The organism is Pseudomonas bharatica CSV86 (assembly GCF_000319305.2).
Classification (GTDB): Bacteria; Pseudomonadota; Gammaproteobacteria; order Pseudomonadales; family Pseudomonadaceae; genus Aquipseudomonas; species Aquipseudomonas bharatica.
The window spans coordinates 652,679-672,797 of the sequence record NZ_AMWJ02000002.1; the positions used below are offsets into that span (position 1 = coordinate 652,679).

The window sequence follows — 20,119 nt, forward strand, 5'->3', positions numbered from 1 at the left end:
AGACCATGAGCTTCGGGACTTGAGAGCGCTTAGGATTCGTAAGGCAGAAGGATTAGAGGAGGAATGGATTTTTCTAGAGTCATTATTTCTTTCATCTGATAACTACACGATGACCTCCTGATTACAATGTTGACAGAATCAGCGCAACGACTTCCCGTTTGCTATCGCTAACGTTATGCTAAAAAGTAGCCAATACTAAGCCGTCAAATACTTCATACTGCATGCGCAAATTAATCATATGTCAACAGCAAGTCTAGCTAGATCTATCGCGCGTTACATTTGAACTTAGATCACTAATTAGAAGTCCATGTTCTTGAGCGGATGATCATTTATCCGACACCGCTCGTAGATCACCCATTAATGAGGGCGAACGTCATGAAGTTTTTCAAAGATCTCTTGGGTAGCAATCACGGTCGAGGGAGCCACAGCGGCGGCAAACACCACGACAGGGGGCATGGAAGCGCTCGACACGAGCGGCGTGATGATCCTCAAAACTGCGAAAGTCGCAATCATTCAATCGACGGCACACCCCCGGCAGCCCAATCCTCAATCAAAGCTCCACAGAACTGTAGGCAGTGCAGGACCACAAACGAACCGTCAGCGCGTTTTTGTCTAAACTGCGGAGTACCACTAACAAATGGTTGCTCCGCCTGCGGCTCTCCAATGAGTGCCGGAGCAAGATTCTGCAGCCAGTGTGGTCAAGCAGCTCTCTAAGGCAAGCTAGCCAGAAAAGACAACGCGACTAGAGCTCTACACAAGGAGAAATACGTGGGGTCAAATCATGATCATGGTAGTGCTGCGGTGCGTGAAGGGCATCAGAAAAAGCTGGTCATGGCGCTAGCCTTGACTGGCAGCTTCATGATCGCAGAGGTAATTGGCGCGTGGATAACCGGCAGCCTAGCGCTTTTGTCGGACGCTTCTCACATGTTTACGGACACCGCCGCTTTGGCGATCTCATTGATTGCACTTCAGATTGCCAAGCGTCCCGCGGACCAGAAAAGAACCTTTGGCTATGCGCGCCTGGAGATTCTCGCGTCCACATTTAACGCCGTGCTGCTTTTCTTGGTGGCAATGTACATCTTGTATGAGGCCTACCAGCGTTTCTTCATGCCCGCGGAGATCGCCACCGGGGCGATGATGTGGATCGCGATCGCTGGATTGATCGTGAATCTCATTTCGATGCGACTACTCGCATCTGCCAGCAATGAGAGCCTCAACGTCAAGGGGGCCTACCTCGAAGTCTGGAGCGATATGCTCGGCTCGGTGGGCGTGATCATCGCAGCTCTCATTATCCGGTTCACGGGGTGGGGCTGGGTAGACACGATTGTCGCCGTTGCAATTGGCTTATGGGTATTGCCGCGCACATGGCAATTGCTTCGCGAGAGCTTGGGCATTCTTATGGAAGGGGTTCCCAGAGGCCTGGAAGTTGAGGCAATCGAGTCCACTATCCTCAGTGTCGAGGGGGTGACTGGCGTCCATGATCTGCACGTTTGGGCGGTGAGTAGTGGCAGTAACGTACTGACATCGCACGTTGTAGTGCGGGACTCAGCAGATGCAGACACTGTACTGGCGGCTGTCGTCGACGCTGTCAGCAGTGCATTTGAAATACACCACTGCACCATTCAGATCGAGCGCGAATCGTTCCACGAAAGTACTCCATCGCCGACCCACTGACATCAGTCGGTAACTTCTGACCGCCATTGACACCTTCCAAGTCGAAAGTGTCAATGAGCGGGAGTAATTTGCGAACACCTGTGAGCCAATGCTTGGGAGCACCCAGTTGTGGTTGCTCACCGACTATTTATGCACTCACCATTCACCAAGTAGCGAACCATGTGTAGTTCACCTTTAGAATCCTCATAGCTCATCATGCTATTGACGCTGCCACATTGACGAACGTTAGGCGATACGTACACTAGCTTACTAACGTCCAACTTTATACCGTAAGCGTAGTCTTCAACTTCAGGCATAGGCTTCTTCGTGCTCTGTGCGTAGCGCGCGGTAGCGTCTTTGGCAGACCGCTCAAGTTCCTCATTGGCCTGCATACTACTGTGGGCATTTGTCGACAGCGCGGAAAAAAGCATGAACACGGCGATAGCAGATCTAGTTGTTTTCATGATAAGTCCATTAATAAAAAAAGCGCCCTAAACAGGGCGCTAAAATTCACCTTACCAAAGGAGCAGATGGTTCTAAGGCGAATGCATCGGCGTGAGCAGATTTTCGGAGCATAACGCCCCAAAGCAGCGCTGCCTGCGTGCTGCGGTCAAAATAACAAAGGCGGCTGACGACAAGATGATGGTGCAATTACAATTTGGACATGTAACAGATTGTAATTGCAGAGTAGATTCCCTGCCTACTTGGGATGAAAAGACAAGCACGTCTAATGCAGAGAGGCCCTGATCGCTGAGTCAAATTAGCGACGCCTGCCAAGGTGTCATTGGGTGCCGCGCGCAGGCCCCAACTGTTCTGGCAGAAATGCTGTCCGTGAACGGCCGAATCCTCCTCAACCACCAGCGCAGAAAGCCGCTGGAAGCCGCAGGATCCGCTATGCTGAGGAAGGTAAGTCAGCGTGACTGTCAGCAGTCTTGCTACTACATTACAAATTTGTAGGATTTCGCCGCAGCTACCTTCTTCGCGTTAAGATTCGAGTGCAATCAGGTGACCAAGGCGTACGCACAGAAGTAGCGAATACCACACTATATGCCCTCGGCTAAACTTTCAAAAAATGAAAGCTTTTTGTGGATTAGGCCAACTCCTTCCCATACTTTGAGATAGGTTATGCGCATTTTAATAGTGGAAGACGAAATTAAAACTGCTGAATATCTTCAGCAGGGCCTATCCGAAAGCGGATACATCGTAGACATCGTGCATAATGGCGTTGACGCCTTGCACCAGTTCTATACCAACGACTACTCGCTCGTTCTACTGGATGTTAACCTCCCAGGTATTGATGGCTGGGACTTGTTGGAGACCATCCGGAAAACCAGTAGAGTGCGCATCATCATGCTGACTGCCCGCGGGCGCATAAATGACAAGCTCAAAGGCTTGGACGGCGGGGCTGATGACTATCTCGTGAAGCCGTTCGAGTTTCCAGAGTTGTTAGCCCGTATTCGCTCATTGCAGAGGCGCGGTGATGAGTTGGTCGAGAAGACCCTACTTAAAATTGCCGACCTGGAGCTTGACTCCGTACGGCATAGAGTCTTTCGCGGCAGCACACGCATCGACCTCACCACCAAGGAGTTTGCCCTCCTGCATCTGCTCATGAGCAGAGCGGGCGAAGCGCTGACCCGTTCACAGATCATCTCGTTGGTATGGGACATGAATTTTGACTGCGACACCAATGTCATCGATGTCGCTATTCGGCGCTTACGCTCGAAGATTGATGATCCATTTGAAACCAAGCTAATTCATACGCTTCGAGGCGTTGGGTACGTTTTTGAGGAGCGCGCATGAGGCCTTTCAGCCTGGCTGCGAAGCTAGGATTAAAAGTTGGATTGATGAGCGCAGGGTTGCTGCTTCTGTTCGCCACCTTCGGGTACCTGATGGTGGGTCAAGCTCTTGAAAGAAACGCCAGAACTGACCTCGAAGTGAAAATGGAAGGAATGGCTCACAACCTTTCTACCATCTCGGATATCTCCGGGGTCAATGCAGACGCGCACCAGCTCGTTGATCTGGTCATGGGCCACAATAATCTGTATGTGAGCATCTTCGATTCAACAACGAGCAGACAGCCGCTGCTCTCGATCGGCTCGAAGCAGGTGAATCTAGAGGTACGCAAATTCAACGCTGGAGCGACGGCGCAAGAACATGAGTGGCGCGACACCCAGGGCCGCCCACTACTCAGCACGTCCCGCGTAATGCGCTTGGATGATGGCACCGAAGTAAGCGTCTACATGACTATGGACCAGTCATCCAATGAGGCTCTGCTCGACGCACTGCTTACCTGGGCTCTGATGATGTCCCCCGTTATTCTCTTGCTCATCCTAGCTATTGGCTGGTGGACTGTGCGACGTGGCCTGCTGCCCTTAACAAAGTTCCTGAAGGTTGCCTCCAAAATTTCGACCGAGAGCCTCGAGCATCGCCTGCCGGCAGATGGAATGCCGGCAGAGCTCAAAGAGCTCGCAGACGGAATCAATATCATGCTGGCTCGACTGGACGATGGGGTTCAGCAGCTTTCGCAGTTCTCTGATGACCTTGCCCATGAGCTCAGAGCACCATTGTCCAATCTGATGGGGAAAGCCCAGGTTGCCCTGACCCGAGAGCGGTCGCTGTCCGAGTACCGCGAGGTTCTCGAGTCCTGCACAGAAGAACTGGATCGGATGAGCCGTATGGTTTCCGACATGTTGTTCCTAGCGCAGGTCAGTCATCCTGCATCCATGGTTGAGTTCGAAACCGTATCCTTGGTCGATGAGATTCAGCGTGTTTGCGATCTCTTCAGTATTTCGGCTGAAGACGGCGAGATCCAACTCCAGATTTCGGGCAGCGACGACGCCGTGCGCGGTAATCGTCTGATGATTCAGCGTGCCGTCTCGAATCTGCTATCAAATGCTATCCGATACTGCCCCCGAGGTCGCACGGTCTACGTGAAGGTACACCGCAGTGCAAACGGTACTACTTTAAGCGTGGGCAACCCGGGGCGCGGGATTGCTAAAGAACACCATGCCCATTTGTTTGAACGGTTCTACCGCGTGGACAAGAGCCGAGCACGGAGTGAAGGTGGTACAGGGCTTGGCTTGGCCATCGTTCAATCGATTATGAGCCTGCACCAAGGTTCGGCGGGTGTGGAAGTGACTGATGAAAACTTCACCTGGTTTCACCTTAACTTTCCTCAACCCCAGCTCAACCACTCTACGATGAGCGCCGCCTCGATCGCGTGATCAAAAAGGCCCGTCAATAGACGGGCCTTTTGCTTTATTCCAGAGCATCAGTCCCTAAGGACCACAGGATCCATCGGGGCCCTTAAAATCACTGACTTTATGATCTGTTGCTCTTCTGGGTTGGCGTTTTTCCAAAGCTGTGAGAAATATTGAGCGTTGACCTTTTCTTGAGCGCTCACACGGCCGGCTGCATCAATCAGACGCATGGTCGAGTACGAACAGATCAATGCCAGGATGAAAAATGCTGTCGCCACCACCATTACGTAACGCTTGGCCAGTGCCGGTGCACGCTTGAGTTCTGCGAGCGAAGCATTCGCGGCACTGGTAGCGATCGAAAGCTCTGAAATGAGAGGCTGGATGGCACTGTCGACTCCACGGTAAGCGGCAGAGTACGCTTTTGTCGCGGCGCGTAAGGCGACCTCTTCACCATCGGACCAAGCCTTCTCAGCCTTCCGAACCTCCCCGTGAATCTGCCGACCTATAGCCTCTACCTGCTCCACCATCTCGTTCGACCTCTCCAAGACAGCGCTAGAAAGCCGTGTCTGAGATGTCAGCTCATCGACCTGGGCAGAAAGATTTTCAGCGCAGCGGCGAAAATCATTCATGGCAACTGCCCAAGGCTCAATTTCATTCATAGCTATCTCCTGGTGCGGACTGCAATGCCGCACGAAACTACGGTGGTAGATATCAAAATTGTAATTTACTGGATAACTGAAATTTTCTTTCAGCAATTCCGGCGATAGGTCTGATCCTTCCAGATCCAGACTTAGAACGCATCCTGCCGCACGCTAAAATTACGGAATTGTAATTAATACCTCACCTTGTCGTTAGCTTCGCTTCCCTAAACTACAAAACAACAAAGACCCCTAGTCAGGGAGGTCTAGTAAATACCGAGGTTCAACATGAAATTTGTAAAATCTATCGCTCTTGGAAGCTTGCTGTTCGGTCTGATGACTACCGCCCATGCTGAAGACGGATTTGATCGAGCGAAAAAATTCAACGAAAATTTCCGGGCTGAGCAGGCACGCATATGGAGCGATGATTCATCGGATCAGAAAAAGCAGCAGGTCGCTCAAGAGAAACAAAAAGAGCGCAAAGATGCCAAGGAAAAGTCCGATAACTGATCGACGATAAACTAGGAACTCTGATGAGGGTAGCAGTCAACAAAAAAGCCAGGTTAATACCTGGCTTTTTTTCATCCTAAATTTAGCCCTCGTTCTTCTGATAAGTTTTCGTGCTGCTTTCTATGGCGAGGCTTTGGGCATTTTTCTCGTCGGCGTTCCAACGGCATAGCAGTAGTTGGCTGGCGTTGGCTTCTGTGATCTTGGTGCACTCCAGGCCGGTAGGCAGCTCAGCATTGCTGTCGCGCAAGCGCCTCGATAGATAAAACAAGCCACTGCTTGGCCATTTGGCAGGATCCTTGATGTGCTCGGATTTGCCAGTGCTGTAGAACTCGGATGAGTACGACCGGCGTCCCGGATAGATCAGGGGGCCCGGCTGAGTAGACTGAGCATTGAGCCAAGCCTGGATCACATCCCGCTGATTCTGAGGCCGCGTTTCCATTGCGCCAGCGTAAATTATGCCCGCTCCTATCATTGGCAATATCAAAGCACTCATAGCAGCAGCCCATGTAGTCTTCGGGCCGGTATCGCTGACCCGGCCCGACAGCAGCAAAGCCCAGGCTGGGAGCGCAGGAAGCAGGTAGGTCCACAGAATGTTGCCGGCGAACGTGAAGAAGACCGGAGTAGCCAGCGCCCAGAGCCAGAGGTAGGCCTCAAACCGCTGCAGCGACGCACGCCTACGGATCAGCAATGGAAGGAAGAATACCCACGGAAGAAGCGCTAACCCGAGCTGTAGCCAGATGGTCCCGTATGGCTTGGCGTGGGCGCTGCCGTAAAGATCACCAGCCCAGTTGCTAACGACGTAACGGCTCCAGTGCTCACCAACGAAAAAGTACTCCATAAAGCCTGGTGTCTTCATCTCAGCCAAGACGTACCAAGGCACAGAGATGCCGAGCATAAGACCCAGGCCGCCAGCCCAAGGTAGCCTTAGCACCCGTTTCCATTCCTTGTAAATCACGATCCAGAGGAATGCCGGCGCCCCTACTAGCACCAGGGTCAGCGGGCCTTTAGCAAGCAGACCTAGCCCCAAACCTGCGAACATCAGATAGGCGTACGCTTTGTCGGCGCATTGCATCCAACGCCAGAACCCATAACTGGCCAGCAAAATTGAGAACGATAGAACGGGGTCGGTCAGTACGACTCCGCTGGAGACCAAGCCAAGCGTTGTGCTGGAAAAGATTATTGCCGCCCAAATGCCCGCGTTACGCGAGAAATGCTGCGTACCGAGCTTGATGATGATGAAACAGCTAGCCAGGTGCAGCAGCCATGCAGGGAATCGAGCAGCGAACTCATTGACCCCGAAGATCGTCATGCTCGCGGCTTGCGTCCAGAAAGACAGTGGTGGTTTGCCCCAAAACGGTACCCCGTAATCGAACATGGGCGTGATCCAGTCATTCAGCTCGACCATTTTTCGCGCCATTTCGGCATAACGGGCCTCCGATGTGTCCATCAGGGGGTAGACACCCAATCCTGATAAACGTAGGACCAAAATAGCGCCCAATATCCGCCATAACGTCTGCTCCCTCTTCAAACTCAGCATTTCTTACCCTCGAACGATGAGACCGAAGGGTGGATAGACGCGCACTCCGCTTTGGGACTGTTTTTCAAGAAATACTGGGGGCGGCGCTTAACCTCTGCGAGTGTCAGGCCAAGGTACTCCCCCACCATGGCGACACCGACGCACATAAATGAGGCCATTCCGACGAGCAGATGATGGACATCGAAACTACCAGCCACGAGGGCTGCGAGCATGTAGCAGAAGCTGGAAACGAAGAGTGCAAAGCTAGCGAGACTGAAGATACGCAGCGGCTTGCGAGAAAAACTGAGAATGCTCTCGATGGCAAGATTGATTAGTCCAGCCACGTTCCACTTGCTGCTCCCTGCATGACGAACAGCGCGATTATAGGGTAGTTCAAAGGTGCGAAAGCCTACCCAGCCGATCATGCCCTTAAGGATGCTGGAACGCTCATCCAATGCTCGAATAGCTGCAAGCGGAGCGGGTCCAATCAAGCGAAAATCGCTGACATCGGCGGGCAAATCCACTTTATCCACCAGACGCTGCATGACCCAATAGTAGGCTCGAGCGCTCATGCGCTTGAAAAGCGAATCGCCGGTTCTCAGATTGCGCTGCATGTTCACCACGTCATAACCCTTTTGCCAGAACTCCACCATGCCGGGAATGAGCTCAGGCGGATCTTGCAAGTCGACGTCAATGAAGATGAGCGCGCTGCCGCGAGCATGATCTATCCCAGCCCTCAACGCGGCCTCCTTTCCAAAGTTTCGACTCAGGAAAAGGCATCGAACAGCCGAGCCATCCTGATACTCACGCAGCAGCTCTGCAGTACCATCATTGCTGCCATCGTCGATGTAGAGAATCTCGCAAGAAACAGGTAGCCGCTTAACAACTTTGGTAACGCGTTGGTGGAACTCTGGAATGGTGTCTTCTTCTTGAAAGCAGGGAACCACAATGGTCAACAAGGGATCAGGGCGCTCGGGAAACCGATTTAATGTCTGCATGGCTGAATGTCCAGAAACGATGTGCAATGAATCCAAGTGCCGTAAGGGCTATAGTCACTAAGGCCTGGGCGATAAGCGGTGAGAAACTTAATTTAATGAGTACCCAAATACCCACTCCGTTACCTAGGTTTGCTGCCAGAGCGACAAGTGTGAACCTAATAGGCTGGAGCACTCGAGAACCATCTGCCTTAAAACAGTGCGCTCGATTACCGATGAAGCTTGCAATAGCACCTACCATGCTGCCACATATACTGGCCGACACGGGATCAGCAAGCTCCGCTTCGATAAGCGCCAAGAAGATTGCATAATGTATCGCTGTCGCTATTGATCCGACGCCTAAATATCGGAACAGCAAAAATACAAGAGGCGGGCATTTGGTTTCCATGTGCTGAGACTATGGAAGCAAAGGTGAAAAAAAAGTGAATCAAATGTCGGTAGAAAACTGGGGAGCAGATGCCGATTATAGGGTTAAAACTTTACGGAAAACCTAGCACGCCAAAATATCAAAAAGATTTCCTCATAATTACTTTATTGAAATCAACCTCGCCAAATAACAATTAGATTACGCGGAAATTACAATATTGATAGTATCGGGAACTGCAGATCCACATTGAGATAAATTCTCCCCGCACAAGGGGAATAAATGGCTACACAAAATGAAACATCTACTGGCATTACTGTTTCTTGCATTCCTGACATATTGGATGATCTGCCAATTGATAAACAGTTAGCGCTAGAATTTTTCTCAACCGTACGTTGTGCAAATTTTAAACAGGCAGCCAGGGCGCTCAACCTACCTGTAGTAGGCCTTCGGAGGCGCCTGGAAAAGCTAGAGGAGCACATCGGTTCTCCTGTATTCGTCTATAAAAACAACAAGCTTGCTCTGACTCGAATAGGCGACAAGGTCAGCCATTACCTTTCGCAACTTTTTGGCCCTGAGGGCCTTGGAAAAGCCGGCGACACGGGCATCCCGGGGCTCACGCTTGCGATCACAGAACCGGTACTCAGCGATATCGTCAATCGAGATCTCGTCGCCTACGTTCGGGATCATGCTGAAATGCAACTGGAGATCCACTCTGAGTGCACCCCGAAAATGCTCAATGGATGTGACGTCGATGTGGGTATTGTTCTCGTGACACCATCTGATGACGATGCCTTCGATCGCTACCCCGAGTACAGGTTCGAACGGCTTGGCCGGATCGGACACGCGTTATTTATCTCAAGCCGCTACTCAAGAAGTGTCACGGTCCCAGTGGCGAGTGATGACCTACAGAATTTTATGCTCGTTCTTCCTTGGGACGATGACATTCTCTCGGGTTCCAAAAATTGGGCCTCTATAATTTCCGGCCACCGAGGAGGGACGACCAGAGCCAAGAACTACAATTTCTCCCGCGGCCTGGTGGTTGGGGGGCCTGCATTGGTGTGTTGCCAGATTACAGCCGTAAAATGGACAGAAACATCACGCTCGTGCCAGGATTTCTCGAAGACTTGGAAGATAAAGATGTCTATCTTGTTATAAAGTCAACGCTCACACGCAACCCTCAGGCCTTGGATATCCGTCGACTGATTAAAAAAAGCTTCTTGGACAAAAGTGACTGGCTTGATAAATGACAAGCTCGTTATTTTTCAGAAGTCTTTCTTTAACATTACAGAAACACTTCTGTCATTTTTGCTTGCGATCTAGCCATAGTGCTTAGAACAAAGGCATCTTGTTGCAGCAGGTGACGAACGTGACCTGCTCACATCTGCCAGATCTATTAGGCCCGACGGAGGGCAAACATCCCGTCGACGCCTTAGCACTTAACACACGAGAGGCAAGCAATGATCCGTTCTTCGAACATGCGAGTGAAGCTTTTGGCTGCCGCAATAATAGGCACATTTTCCTCGCAAGCATTCTCCGGAGTAGTCACTAGCGACGGAGCTGATATCGTTCTCAAAACCAAGGGCGGTCTTGAACTTTCTACTACCGATAAGGAGTTCAGTTTCAAACTGGGCGGCAGGGTTCAGGCCGACTACGGACGGTTCGACGGTGTCTTCACCAAGAATGGCGATACTGCTGACGCAGCCTACTTCCGTCGCGCCTACATCGAGTTCGGCGGTACCTTGTACCGTGACTGGAAGTACCAGGTTAGCTACGACCTGTCCCGCAACACCGGTAACGACGCCGATGGCTACTTTGACGAAGCGAGCCTGACCTACACGGGCTTCGCTCCAGTCCAACTGCGATTCGGCCGCTTCTACACCGATTTCGGTCTTGAGAAGGCGACCAGCTCGAAGTGGACAACCGGGATGGAGCGAAACCTTTCCTACGATGTAGCAGACTGGATCAACGACAACGCTGGCATGGGCGTTCAAGCCACCAGCACCATCGCGAACATGGCCTACCTGTCGGGTAGCGTCTTTAGCGAAACCAACAATGATAACGATGGCGACAGCACGAAACGCTATAACGTGCGCGGTGTCTTCGCACCGCTGCATTCTGATGGCAACGTCCTGCACATCGGTGCCCAGTATGCCTATCGCGACCTCAAAGACAGTTCAGTAGACACCCGGATCCGCTCACGTCTCGGCGTTCGTGGTGTGGATACCAATGGCGGTGGTGATGCGGGTACCAACGGCAATCGCATGCTGTTTGGCGGCGCCACGGCGCAAGAAGGCCTGTGGAGCGACGATTCGGTCTGGGGTGTTGAAGGTGCTTGGGCTACCGGCCCGTTCTCTGTGCAAGCTGAATACCTTCGCCGCAAATTGCAAGCTGACCAGGCAACCAATGACCTGAAAGCATCGGGCTACTACGCACAAATGGCGTATACGCTGACTGGCGAGCCCCGCATCTACAAACTCGACGGTGCCAAGTTTGACACCATCAAACCACAGAACAAAGATCTGGGGGCCTGGGAAGTTTTCTATCGCTTTGACGACATCAAGGTCGAGGACGGTAACCTGGTCACCACTGCGGCTCAGTCAGATGAGCGCAAAGCAAAGAGCCACACAATCGGTGTGAACTGGTATGTCAACGAGGCCGTGAAGGTGAGTGCCGACTACATCAACGTGCGCACTGACAATGCCGAGAACGCGGCCGGAGACGACAGTGGCAACGCTCTCGTAACCCGCCTGCAATACGTCTTCTGATCCACTTTCAGACTGTCGTGTACAAAGGGGCGCTCAATGCGCCCCCTTTGTTTATGTTCAGAGATCAAGTGCTCCTGCGGTAACCCAGCAGGCGTAAGGCGTTGAACACGACCAGAAGCGTGGACCCCTCATGAATAGCGACGGCAGCACCGATGCTTAACCCCATCATTGTGGAGGGGACCAGTATCGCGACGATCCCTAAGCTGACGAATAGGTTCTGGCGGATGATGGATTTCGTATGGCGGCTTAGCCCGACCGCAAATGGAAGTTGTCGAATATCGTCGCCCATAAGCGCAATATCAGCCGTTTCCAGGGCAACATCGGAGCCTGCCGCACCCATTGCAATCCCCACGCTAGAATTGGCCATGGCCGGGGCGTCATTCACACCATCCCCTACCATCGCTACTTTGGAGGTGATGCGCAGGTTCTTGATAGCCTGAACCTTGTCATCCGGCATTAGATCCCCCCACGCCTCATCCAAGCCCACCTGTTTGGCGACAGCTTCTGCAACGCGACGGTGATCGCCTGAGATCATGATCATGCGTTCAATGCCCATTTGCTTGAGCTCCTGAAGCGCCTCCTTCACTCCTTCCCTGGGCGTATCCAACAATCCAATCGCTCCCAGATCACGATCACCACGGCGCACAATCATCGTTGTGCGACCTGATTGACGCAGTCGCTCCACAGCTTCCAGAGCAGGTTCGGTGAGGGAGGGAATACCATCAGCACCAAACATCTCAACTTTGCCGATCCAAACTTGCTGACCATCTAGCTCAGCCTGGACACCCCGACCAACCAGGTTCCTCACATTCGTTGCTTGGGGTTTACTTCTGGTTCCAATCATCTCTTCACCGTCGCGCACAATGGCTACAGCGAGCGGGTGGTCGCTCATCGACTCTACGGAGATTGCAACAGTCAGAAGGTCTTCGATCTTGGTACCGCCCACGGGTACTACATCGGTAATACGAGGGCGTCCTTCGGTTAAGGTACCAGTCTTGTCGAATGCCATGGCGCTCAATGAGCCAAGCTCTTCAAGCGGTGCACCACCCTTGATCAACACCCCACCCCGAGCAGCTCTGGCGATACCTGAAAGAATGGCGCTGGGTGTTGCTATCGCAAGCGCACAGGGACTTGCGGCTACCAGAACGGCCATGGCGCGATAGAACGAATCTCGGAAAGGCTCGTCGAGAAAAATGCCGGCAAATACCAGGCCTGCCACCAAGAGCAGGATCAAAGGGACGAAAATCCGCTGGAAGCGATCCGTGAATCGCTGGGTCGGCGACTTCCGGACCTCTGCTTCACTGACCATTTTGATGACTCGCGCCAGGGTGCTTTCCGTGGAGCGCCGTGTCACCTCGATCTCGATCAGATTTTCGCCGTTGATGGTGCCCGCGAAAACCTTGGATGCAGCATCTACAGCATCCGGCTTACTGCGCGCGAGAGCTGCGCTAGCGACTGGTTTTTTGTCCACTGGGACGCTCTCACCGGTCACAGGAGCCTGGTTGATGCTCGAGAACCCTACGACCACAAAACCATCGGCTGGCAGGCGATCATTTGGGCGTACGATGACAACGTCACCGGGCACCACAAGATCCACTGGCATTTCCTGCGTACCATCGGAGCGTCGTACGATGGCGGTTGCAGGTGCGAGTTTGGCCAGCGCCTCAATAGCTTTTTTCGCCCGGCCCATCGCATAGCTTTCAAGGGAATGCCCCAGACTGAAGAGGAACAGTAGCAGAGCCCCCTCTGCCCAAGCCCCATGCTTGCAGCCCCTACGGCCGCAAAAAGCATTAGCGTATCGATCTCGAAACGTTTTTGGCGAAGGTTGGTGATAGCTTCCTTGGTTGTGAACCAACCACCGAAGACATAAGCAGATACGTAGAGTATCAGCGGCAGTCTATCAATCAGGCCGAGTTTCCCTGCGAGAGCTCCGGCTCCCAGGAGAGTGCCACAGATTAGCGCGAAGACCAGTTCGGTGTTCATACCAAATATGCCACCATGCTCATGACTATGGCTTCCAGACCCTACTTTTTCGTCTGGGTGTTCAAGCAAAACTTTCATAACTCGTCCTTTCTGAGGCTACTACCTTTGGGGGCAGTTATTGGGCATCGTGTCTGGTGACCTGATATTTATTCCACTACGTACTCGCAGGCGCCGAAAAACAAGACCAGCCGTTACCAAATAGCTGCAGAGAAAATAAAAAATGCCAAGCATTGCTTGGCATTTATAAAATCGATTATTTTTCGAAGAAAAACGAACACTACTTATCATTTACGCACTGCGAATACAGAGAATAACGGACTGTCTTTAGCGTACCCTGGGAGTCTTCGAAGGTCATCAACCGCGAGTAAACCTTGCAGGTACGGGGGTCTTGAGATTGACGAACAAATTTTGCTACATCAATTTTCATACCGTATTTATAGTCCTGTATCTCCGGCATAGGTTTGCCATTTTTCTCCGCGTACTTTGCAACAGCAGTCTGATGCTCCTGGATATATTGCAGCTGTCTTTTCTCCGAAAAAGTGCTGGCTTGCGAAGCTATTGAAAAAATAACAAGTGCAGCAGCAACAATAATTTTCTTCATACATCCTCTCAATGTAAGACTTTCTCGGATGTAACTCTAGCAACCTACAGACATCACCGGCATGACGAGAGACTTACAATTTTGTAAGGTTGGCTAAACTAGTTCAGATAGAAAAAAGCCCACAATGCATATTGTGGGCTTTTTCTTAACGAGTATCAGTTGACGACTTCGACCTCATCGCCGTCTTCATCCTTGCGGTGCGCCCAATGATACAGGGCGGGAAGTACCAGCAAGGTCAGCGCCGTGGAAGACAAGATCCCACCGATCACCACCGTCGCCAGTGGCCGCTGAACTTCTGCCCCGGTACCAGTGGCCAAGGCCATCGGGATGAAGCCCAGTGATGCAACCAAGGCAGTCATCAGAACGGGGCGAAGTCGAGTCAGAGCGCCCTCATCGACGGCTTGTCTGAGCGTGCGTCCTTCCTCTCGCAGGCCTCGGATGAAAGCAATCATCACCAGGCCGTTAAGCACCGCCACACCTGAGAGCGCAATGAAGCCAACACCTGCGGAGATCGACAATGGGATGTCCCGCAGCCACAACGCCATGACCCCACCAGTGAGAGCGAATGGAATGCCGGTAAAGACCAGCATGCCGTCTTTGAGGTTATTGAACATCAGGAACAGCAAGGTCATGACCAGCAGCAAAGCGACCGGAACGACAATCTGCAGACGTTTGGCAGCCGACTGCAACTGCTCGAACTGACCACCCCAATTGGTCCAGTAGCCGGCGGGGATCTCCACATTCGTTGCCAGGGACGCGCTGGCCTCTTCAACGAACGACCCAAGGTCGCGGCCCCGGACGTTGGCACTGACGATCACCAGACGCTTGCCGTTCTCGCGGCTGATCTGGTTCGGACCCAGTTGCAGGTCCAGGTTGGCGACCTGCGACAACGGGATGAATCCAATCTGATTGGCGCCTTGAGAGGCATTGGCCGGCACAGGGATCAGAAGGCTGGACATACCTGCTACATCGGTACGCACGGCCTCAGGCAGGCGCACCACCATGTCGAAGCGACGGTCACCTTCATACAACGTGCCGGCCGTACGGCCACCGACAGCGATGGCGATCGAGTTCTGAACATCCGCAATGTTCAGACCGTAGCGTGCGGCTTTCTCACGATCAATGTTGATAGTCAGCACCGGCAGGCCGGTGGTCTGTTCAACCTTGACCTCCGAAGAGCCCGGTACCGCCTTGAGCGCTGAGGCAATCTTGTTAGCCGTGCTGTTGAGCACACCCATGTCGTCGCCAAAAACTTTCACAGCGACGTCGCTTCGAACGCCGGAAATCAACTCGTTGAAACGCAGTTGGATGGGCTGGGACAACTCATAGTTGCTGCCTGGAACGTTGGCAGCAGCTTTCTGCACTTCAGCAATCAGCTCATCGCGAGGCTTCTTGGGGTCGGGCCACTGGTCCTTAGGTTTGAGCATGATGTAGGCGTCGGAGATATTGGGCGGCATCGGGTCAGATGCAATTTCTGCCGTGCCCGAACGCGCAAACATCCTCTCTACTTCCGGCACCTGTTCAATCACGGCCTTCTCAAGGCGCTGTTGCATTTCAACAGACTGGCTCAAGCTCGTCCCAGGCACACGCAAGGCCTGCATAGCAAAGTCCCCCTCACTCAGACTAGGGATGAATTCGCTACCCATACGACTTGCAAGCACACCGCTCAGCACGACCAAGACTACTGCGGCCGAGAAAGCAATATTCCGATGCCCAAGTACCCATTGCAGAACCGGCTCATAACGGCGCCGCGCAGTGCGCATCACCACACCTTCCTCTTCCTTGACCTTGCCAGTGACAAACATGGCGATGGCCGCAGGTACGAAGGTGACGGAAAGAATCATTGCACCCAGAAGCGCCATCACGACGGTGAAGGCCATGGGGTGGAACATTTTGCCTTCGACGCCGGTGAGGGCGAAGATCGGCAGGTAAACCACCATGATGATCAACTGGCCGAAGATCAGTGGCCGGCGAGCTTCACCCGCGGCAGCGAAGACCTCATGGAAGCGCTCGGCTTTGGTTAGCATGCGGCCATGCTTGTGCTGTGCATGAGCCAGGCGACGGATCGCGTTTTCCACGATAACCACGGCACCGTCTACGATGATGCCGAAGTCGAGCGCCCCTAAACTCATTAGGTTGGCACTGACCTTGTTGTTGAACATACCCGTGAAGGTGAACAGCATGGACAGCGGGATCACCATCGCGGTGATCAGTGCTGCACGGATGTTACCGAGGAACAGGAACAGAATGGCGATTACCAGGATCGCACCTTCCACCAGGTTCTTCTTCACCGTCGCAATAGCTTTTTCAACCAGGTTGGTACGGTCGTAAACAGTTACGGCGACCACGCCCTTTGGCAGGGTGCGATTGATGTCAGCCAGCTTGGCAGCGACAGCTTGGGACACGGTACGGCTGTTTTCACCGATCAGCATAAATACGGTACCGAGCACGACCTCGCGGCCGTTCTCAGTGGCAGCACCTGTACGGAGTTCTTTGCCGATGCTGACATCAGCGACGTTGCTGATGCGAATAGGAGCGCCATCCACACTGGAGATCACGATGTTGGCGATGTCTTCGATGTTGCCTAGCTGACCCGGCGCACGGATGAGCAACTGCTCACCATTACGCTCGATGTAACCGGCGCCAACGTTGGCGTTGTTGCTCTCCAGCGCTGCGACCAGGTCGTTGAGGGTTAGCTTGTAGGTAGCAAGGCGCTTCGGATCCGGCGCGACCAGGAACTGCTTGGCGTAGCCACCAATGGTATTGATCTCGGCCACACCTGGGACGTTGCGCAGTTGAGGCTTGATGATCCAGTCCTGGATTACCCGCAGGTCGGTGGGCGTGTACGGTGTACCGTCCTCTTTGACTGCGCCATCTTCGGCTTCGACGGTCCACAGGAAGATCTCGCCAAGACCGGTGGATACCGGACCCATTACGGCCTCTACACCCTCTGGCAGCTGTTCCTTCGCAACCTGCAATCGCTCGTTGATCAACTGGCGAGCAAAGAAGATGTCCGTGCCGTCCTTGAAGATCACGGTGACCTGAGACAGGCCAGAGCGAGACAGGGAACGGGTCTGCTGAAGGCCCGGGAGACCGGCCATGGCCGTTTCAACAGGAAACGTGATCCGCTGTTCGGTTTCCAAAGGCGAATAGCCAGGCGCTGAAGCGTTGATCTGCACCTGGACGTTGGTAATGTCGGGTACCGCATCGATCGGCAGCTTCTGATAGCTGTAAATGCCGATGCCGGCCATGATCAGAACAGCGATCATTACGACGATGCGCTGCTCAATGGCAAATCTGATGATACGTTCAAACATGAGAAATCATCCTGTCAGTTCGCATCAGTGCCCGTGCTCGGCAGATGCTTTGCCAAGCTCGGACTTGAGTGTGAAGCTGCCACTGGCTGCAACCTGGGCGCCGGCTTCGATGCCGTCGGTGATTTCCACATACCCATTGTCGCGGCGGCCGGTTTTTACCGGGCGAGTGTCAAAGCCCTCTGGGGTACGCACGAATACCGAAGGTTTGTCTTCCACGGTCTGTACGGCGCTTTCAGGAACTGCAACGGCGACTCGATCAGTCTGAGAGGTGACCGCGATGTTCACGAACAGACCTGGTCTCCAAGCGCCGCTAGGGTTGGTCAGGGTCACGCGGACGGTCGCTGCACGGTTTTGCTCGCCCAACAGGCTGCCGACATAACCCACCTTGCCGTCGACCGAGACGTTCATGTCAGGCGAAGAAACCTTCACGGCGCGGCCAGTCACGACCTTGCCCAAGTCGGTAGGAGGAACTGCGAAGGTGGCCCAGACTTGGTTGAGGTCGGAGAGAATGAAGGCGTTGGTCGCCTCGCTGACGACTTCACCCATGGTCAGATGCTTCTCCACCACCACAGCGTCAAAGGGGCGCGAAGCTCGTAGCGATTACCGCCAACGGAATTGACCGAGGCACCGATCGCGCCGACCTTCTGCTTGGCGTTGGCCAGCGAGATCTCGGCCTCCTGCAGCGCCTGGCGTGCCTGGAGGTAATCCTGCTCGGCAGAGATCTTGTCCTGCCACAGCTGTTTCTCACGGTCGAAGGTCACGCGGGCCAGTTCTAGGCGACGCTGTGCGGCTTGTTGCTCACTGCGCAGATCAGAGATCTGTTGGCTAGCGATCACAGCGAGGACTTGGCCCTTCTTGACCGTCTCGCCCAAGTTGGCCTGAACAGTTTCCACAACACCCGGTACACGAGGAACAACGTGTGCAGTGCGGTCTTCATCGAAGCGAATCTCGCCTGGGAAACTCACAATTGTGCCCAGGTCACGAGGAGCTGCAGACTCCAAGACGACACCGGCTGCTTTGATCTGCTCGGCACTGAGCGTCAGCTTGCCCTCTTCCTCTCCACCCTCTTCGCTATGGCCTTCTTCACCATGCCCCTCATCACCAGCCTTTTGGGCGGATGAAGTGGTCTTTTTTTCGTCGCCATGGCCATCGTTAGCGCCGTGCTCGGCAGCGCCGGCTGCCTGCAACTCGGAACTGCTATCCCAGGCAAGGCTGCCAAATCCGAGGGCTGCCACAGCGGCAACCGCGAGGGCGATCTTGCGTTTGTTATCCATTGCTACTCCTGCTGATCGTAGGCACCGCGTTTTTCAAAACCAGTGCTCAAGAATTGTGTGTCCTGTTCAGCGAACGCCGGCACTCGTACCAACGTCGCCATAAACCCTTTCCACCTGCGCACGCGCATTGGTCGCAGCTGCCAGCGAGTCGAGGTACTGGCCACGCGCGAGGATCAAAGTGCGCTGGGCATCCAGCACCTCGATGAAGCCGAATTTGCCCATCTCGAATCCGCGGGTTGCGGTTTCCACAGCCTGCTGGGCAGACGGCAGAATGGTCTTGTCGTAGGACTCAACCTCTTGCATGGCGGTGGTCCACTGGTTCAGTGCGGTCTGGGTTTCCGAACGAAGTCGCAGTTCCACAGCGTTACGCTGGTCTCGGGCCTGATCTGCACGTCGAGAAGCGGAAAGAATGTTGCCCTGATTACGATCAAACAGAGGTAGTGGCATGGACAGTCCAACCAAATTGATACGCTCACGCACGGAGCGGTCGTATTGGCTACCCACACTCACCGTTAGGTTCGGAATACGTTGTGCTCTTTCTGCACCAAGCGAGGCGTCGCTCTTGTCGATCTGCACTACTGCCTGACGCATCTCGGCAGTCTGATCGAGTTTCGAAAGCAGTTCTTCCGTCTGAGGAGGCACCCCGGAGACAGGGTCGGAGAGTCCAGACGATCAAATACGGTCACCGAGCTACCAGTAATTTGGCTGAGCTGCTGGTAGGCGTTCGCTTTCTCCGTTTCAGCGCGGCGAACCTGCAGCTTGGCTTCGGCCAGTTGCACCTGGGCACGCGTGGACTCCACAGGGGAAGACTTACCTGCGCGGACGCGTCCATCGACAACCCGAAGGCCACGCTCAGTCAACTCCAGAGATTGTTTAGCCAAATCCAACCCAGTCTGGGCCCGCAGGGCTGCGTAAAAAGCCTGAACGACGTCAGCCCGCAGTCCGTTTACACGACGATCTAACTCCAACTGCGCGACAGTTTGGCCGTAGGTGGCGACTTCAACGCGGGCACCCCGCTTACCACCAAGCTCGAGCGTCTGGCTAAGCGTAACGGTCGTTTGGCTGTTGCTCCGACGAGTGTCCTCAACGTCGTACGAAATTTCGGGGTTGGGGATAAGCCCAGCCTGCTTGCGGGCGCCGTCCGCTATCCCAATCTCCTGTCTAGCTGCAGCGAGATCTGGGTTGGCATCCATTGCTGTGGAGAGTGCTTGCGGCAAGCTGATGCTTTGAGCAAATGCACCAGGTGCCATCAATCCGGAGATAGCCACACAGAGCGCAGCGATCTTCCAGGGCGAGACAG

14 protein-coding genes and 3 pseudogenes are annotated in these 20,119 nt (G+C 53.7%); 7 read left to right on the plus strand and 10 right to left on the minus strand.

The genetic code is table 11. The features are described 5' to 3' along the window. The first annotated feature begins 375 nt into the window (after positions 1-375). Positions 376-714, plus strand: coding sequence for a zinc ribbon domain-containing protein (locus CSV86_RS33455; protein WP_075805335.1), 339 nt, complete (start codon positions 376-378; stop codon positions 712-714). Between the two features lie 54 nt (positions 715-768). Beyond that, the gene (locus tag CSV86_RS16665) at positions 769-1,674 is read left to right on the plus strand and encodes a cation diffusion facilitator family transporter (RefSeq protein ID WP_037058636.1); all 906 of its coding nucleotides are present in this window, start codon (positions 769-771) and stop codon (positions 1,672-1,674) included. A 116-nt stretch (positions 1,675-1,790) separates the two neighbouring features. On the opposite strand, the gene CSV86_RS16670 is transcribed toward CSV86_RS16665, so the two are convergent. Next, the gene (locus CSV86_RS16670; protein ID WP_009394973.1) at positions 1,791-2,117 is read right to left on the minus strand and encodes a DUF2790 domain-containing protein; all 327 of its coding nucleotides are present in this window, start codon (positions 2,115-2,117) and stop codon (positions 1,791-1,793) included. 661 nt (positions 2,118-2,778) lie between these two features. Here CSV86_RS16670 and CSV86_RS16675 point away from each other — a divergent pair. Next, complete coding sequence (locus tag CSV86_RS16675) at positions 2,779-3,453, plus strand: heavy metal response regulator transcription factor (protein WP_009394976.1); 675 nt, start codon at positions 2,779-2,781, stop codon at positions 3,451-3,453. Then, positions 3,450-4,877, plus strand: coding sequence for a heavy metal sensor histidine kinase (locus CSV86_RS16680; RefSeq protein ID WP_009394978.1), 1,428 nt, complete (start codon positions 3,450-3,452; stop codon positions 4,875-4,877). Before CSV86_RS16675 ends, CSV86_RS16680 begins: the two co-directional genes overlap by 4 nt. A 47-nt stretch (positions 4,878-4,924) precedes the next feature. On the opposite strand, the gene CSV86_RS16685 is transcribed toward CSV86_RS16680, so the two are convergent. Beyond that, on the minus strand, positions 4,925-5,512 hold the full coding sequence (locus CSV86_RS16685; protein WP_009394982.1) for a hypothetical protein: 588 nt from the start codon (positions 5,510-5,512) through the stop codon (positions 4,925-4,927). Between the two features lie 267 nt (positions 5,513-5,779). Here CSV86_RS16685 and CSV86_RS16690 point away from each other — a divergent pair, with 267 nt between their 5' ends. Beyond that, entirely contained in the window at positions 5,780-6,001 is a 222-nt protein-coding gene (locus CSV86_RS16690) for a hypothetical protein (protein WP_009394983.1), read from the plus strand. Between the two features lie 82 nt (positions 6,002-6,083). Here the strand turns inward: CSV86_RS16690 and CSV86_RS16695 are convergent, their stop codons facing one another. From CSV86_RS16695 to CSV86_RS16705, 3 genes are read right to left on the minus strand one after another with little or no spacing between them, the layout of a single operon-like run. Continuing rightward, complete coding sequence (locus CSV86_RS16695; protein ID WP_009394985.1) at positions 6,084-7,538, minus strand: ArnT family glycosyltransferase; 1,455 nt, start codon at positions 7,536-7,538, stop codon at positions 6,084-6,086. After that, entirely contained in the window at positions 7,532-8,515 is a 984-nt protein-coding gene (locus CSV86_RS16700; protein ID WP_009394987.1) for a glycosyltransferase family 2 protein, read from the minus strand. Before CSV86_RS16700 ends, CSV86_RS16695 begins: the two co-directional genes overlap by 7 nt. Further along, a complete protein-coding gene (locus tag CSV86_RS16705) occupies positions 8,481-8,900 on the minus strand; it encodes a GtrA family protein (protein WP_009394988.1) in 420 nt (139 codons plus the stop codon). The genes CSV86_RS16700 and CSV86_RS16705 overlap by 35 nt, the downstream gene beginning before the upstream one ends. Before the next feature lie 258 nt (positions 8,901-9,158). On the opposite strand from CSV86_RS16705, the gene CSV86_RS16710 reads away from it, so the two are divergent. Beyond that, entirely contained in the window at positions 9,159-10,034 is an 876-nt protein-coding gene (locus tag CSV86_RS16710; RefSeq protein ID WP_170394884.1) for a LysR family transcriptional regulator, read from the plus strand. A gap of 302 nt (positions 10,035-10,336) precedes the next feature. Next, on the plus strand, positions 10,337-11,644 hold the full coding sequence (locus CSV86_RS16715) for an OprO/OprP family phosphate-selective porin (protein WP_009394993.1): 1,308 nt from the start codon (positions 10,337-10,339) through the stop codon (positions 11,642-11,644). A 64-nt stretch (positions 11,645-11,708) separates the two neighbouring features. Here CSV86_RS16715 and CSV86_RS16720 read toward each other — a convergent pair. From CSV86_RS16720 to CSV86_RS16740, 5 genes and pseudogenes are all read right to left on the minus strand, one after another. Then, a pseudogene (locus CSV86_RS16720) lies at positions 11,709-13,705 on the minus strand (heavy metal translocating P-type ATPase). 199 nt (positions 13,706-13,904) lie between these two features. Next, complete coding sequence (locus CSV86_RS16725; RefSeq protein WP_009394997.1) at positions 13,905-14,228, minus strand: DUF2790 domain-containing protein; 324 nt, start codon at positions 14,226-14,228, stop codon at positions 13,905-13,907. Between the two features lie 155 nt (positions 14,229-14,383). Next, the gene (locus tag CSV86_RS16730) at positions 14,384-17,545 is read right to left on the minus strand and encodes a CusA/CzcA family heavy metal efflux RND transporter (protein WP_009394998.1); all 3,162 of its coding nucleotides are present in this window, start codon (positions 17,543-17,545) and stop codon (positions 14,384-14,386) included. 24 nt (positions 17,546-17,569) lie between these two features. Next, positions 17,570-18,819: pseudogene (locus CSV86_RS16735) on the minus strand (efflux RND transporter periplasmic adaptor subunit). Between the two features lie 66 nt (positions 18,820-18,885). Then, positions 18,886-20,069: pseudogene (locus tag CSV86_RS16740) on the minus strand (TolC family protein). Positions 20,070-20,119: the final 50 nt, after the last annotated feature.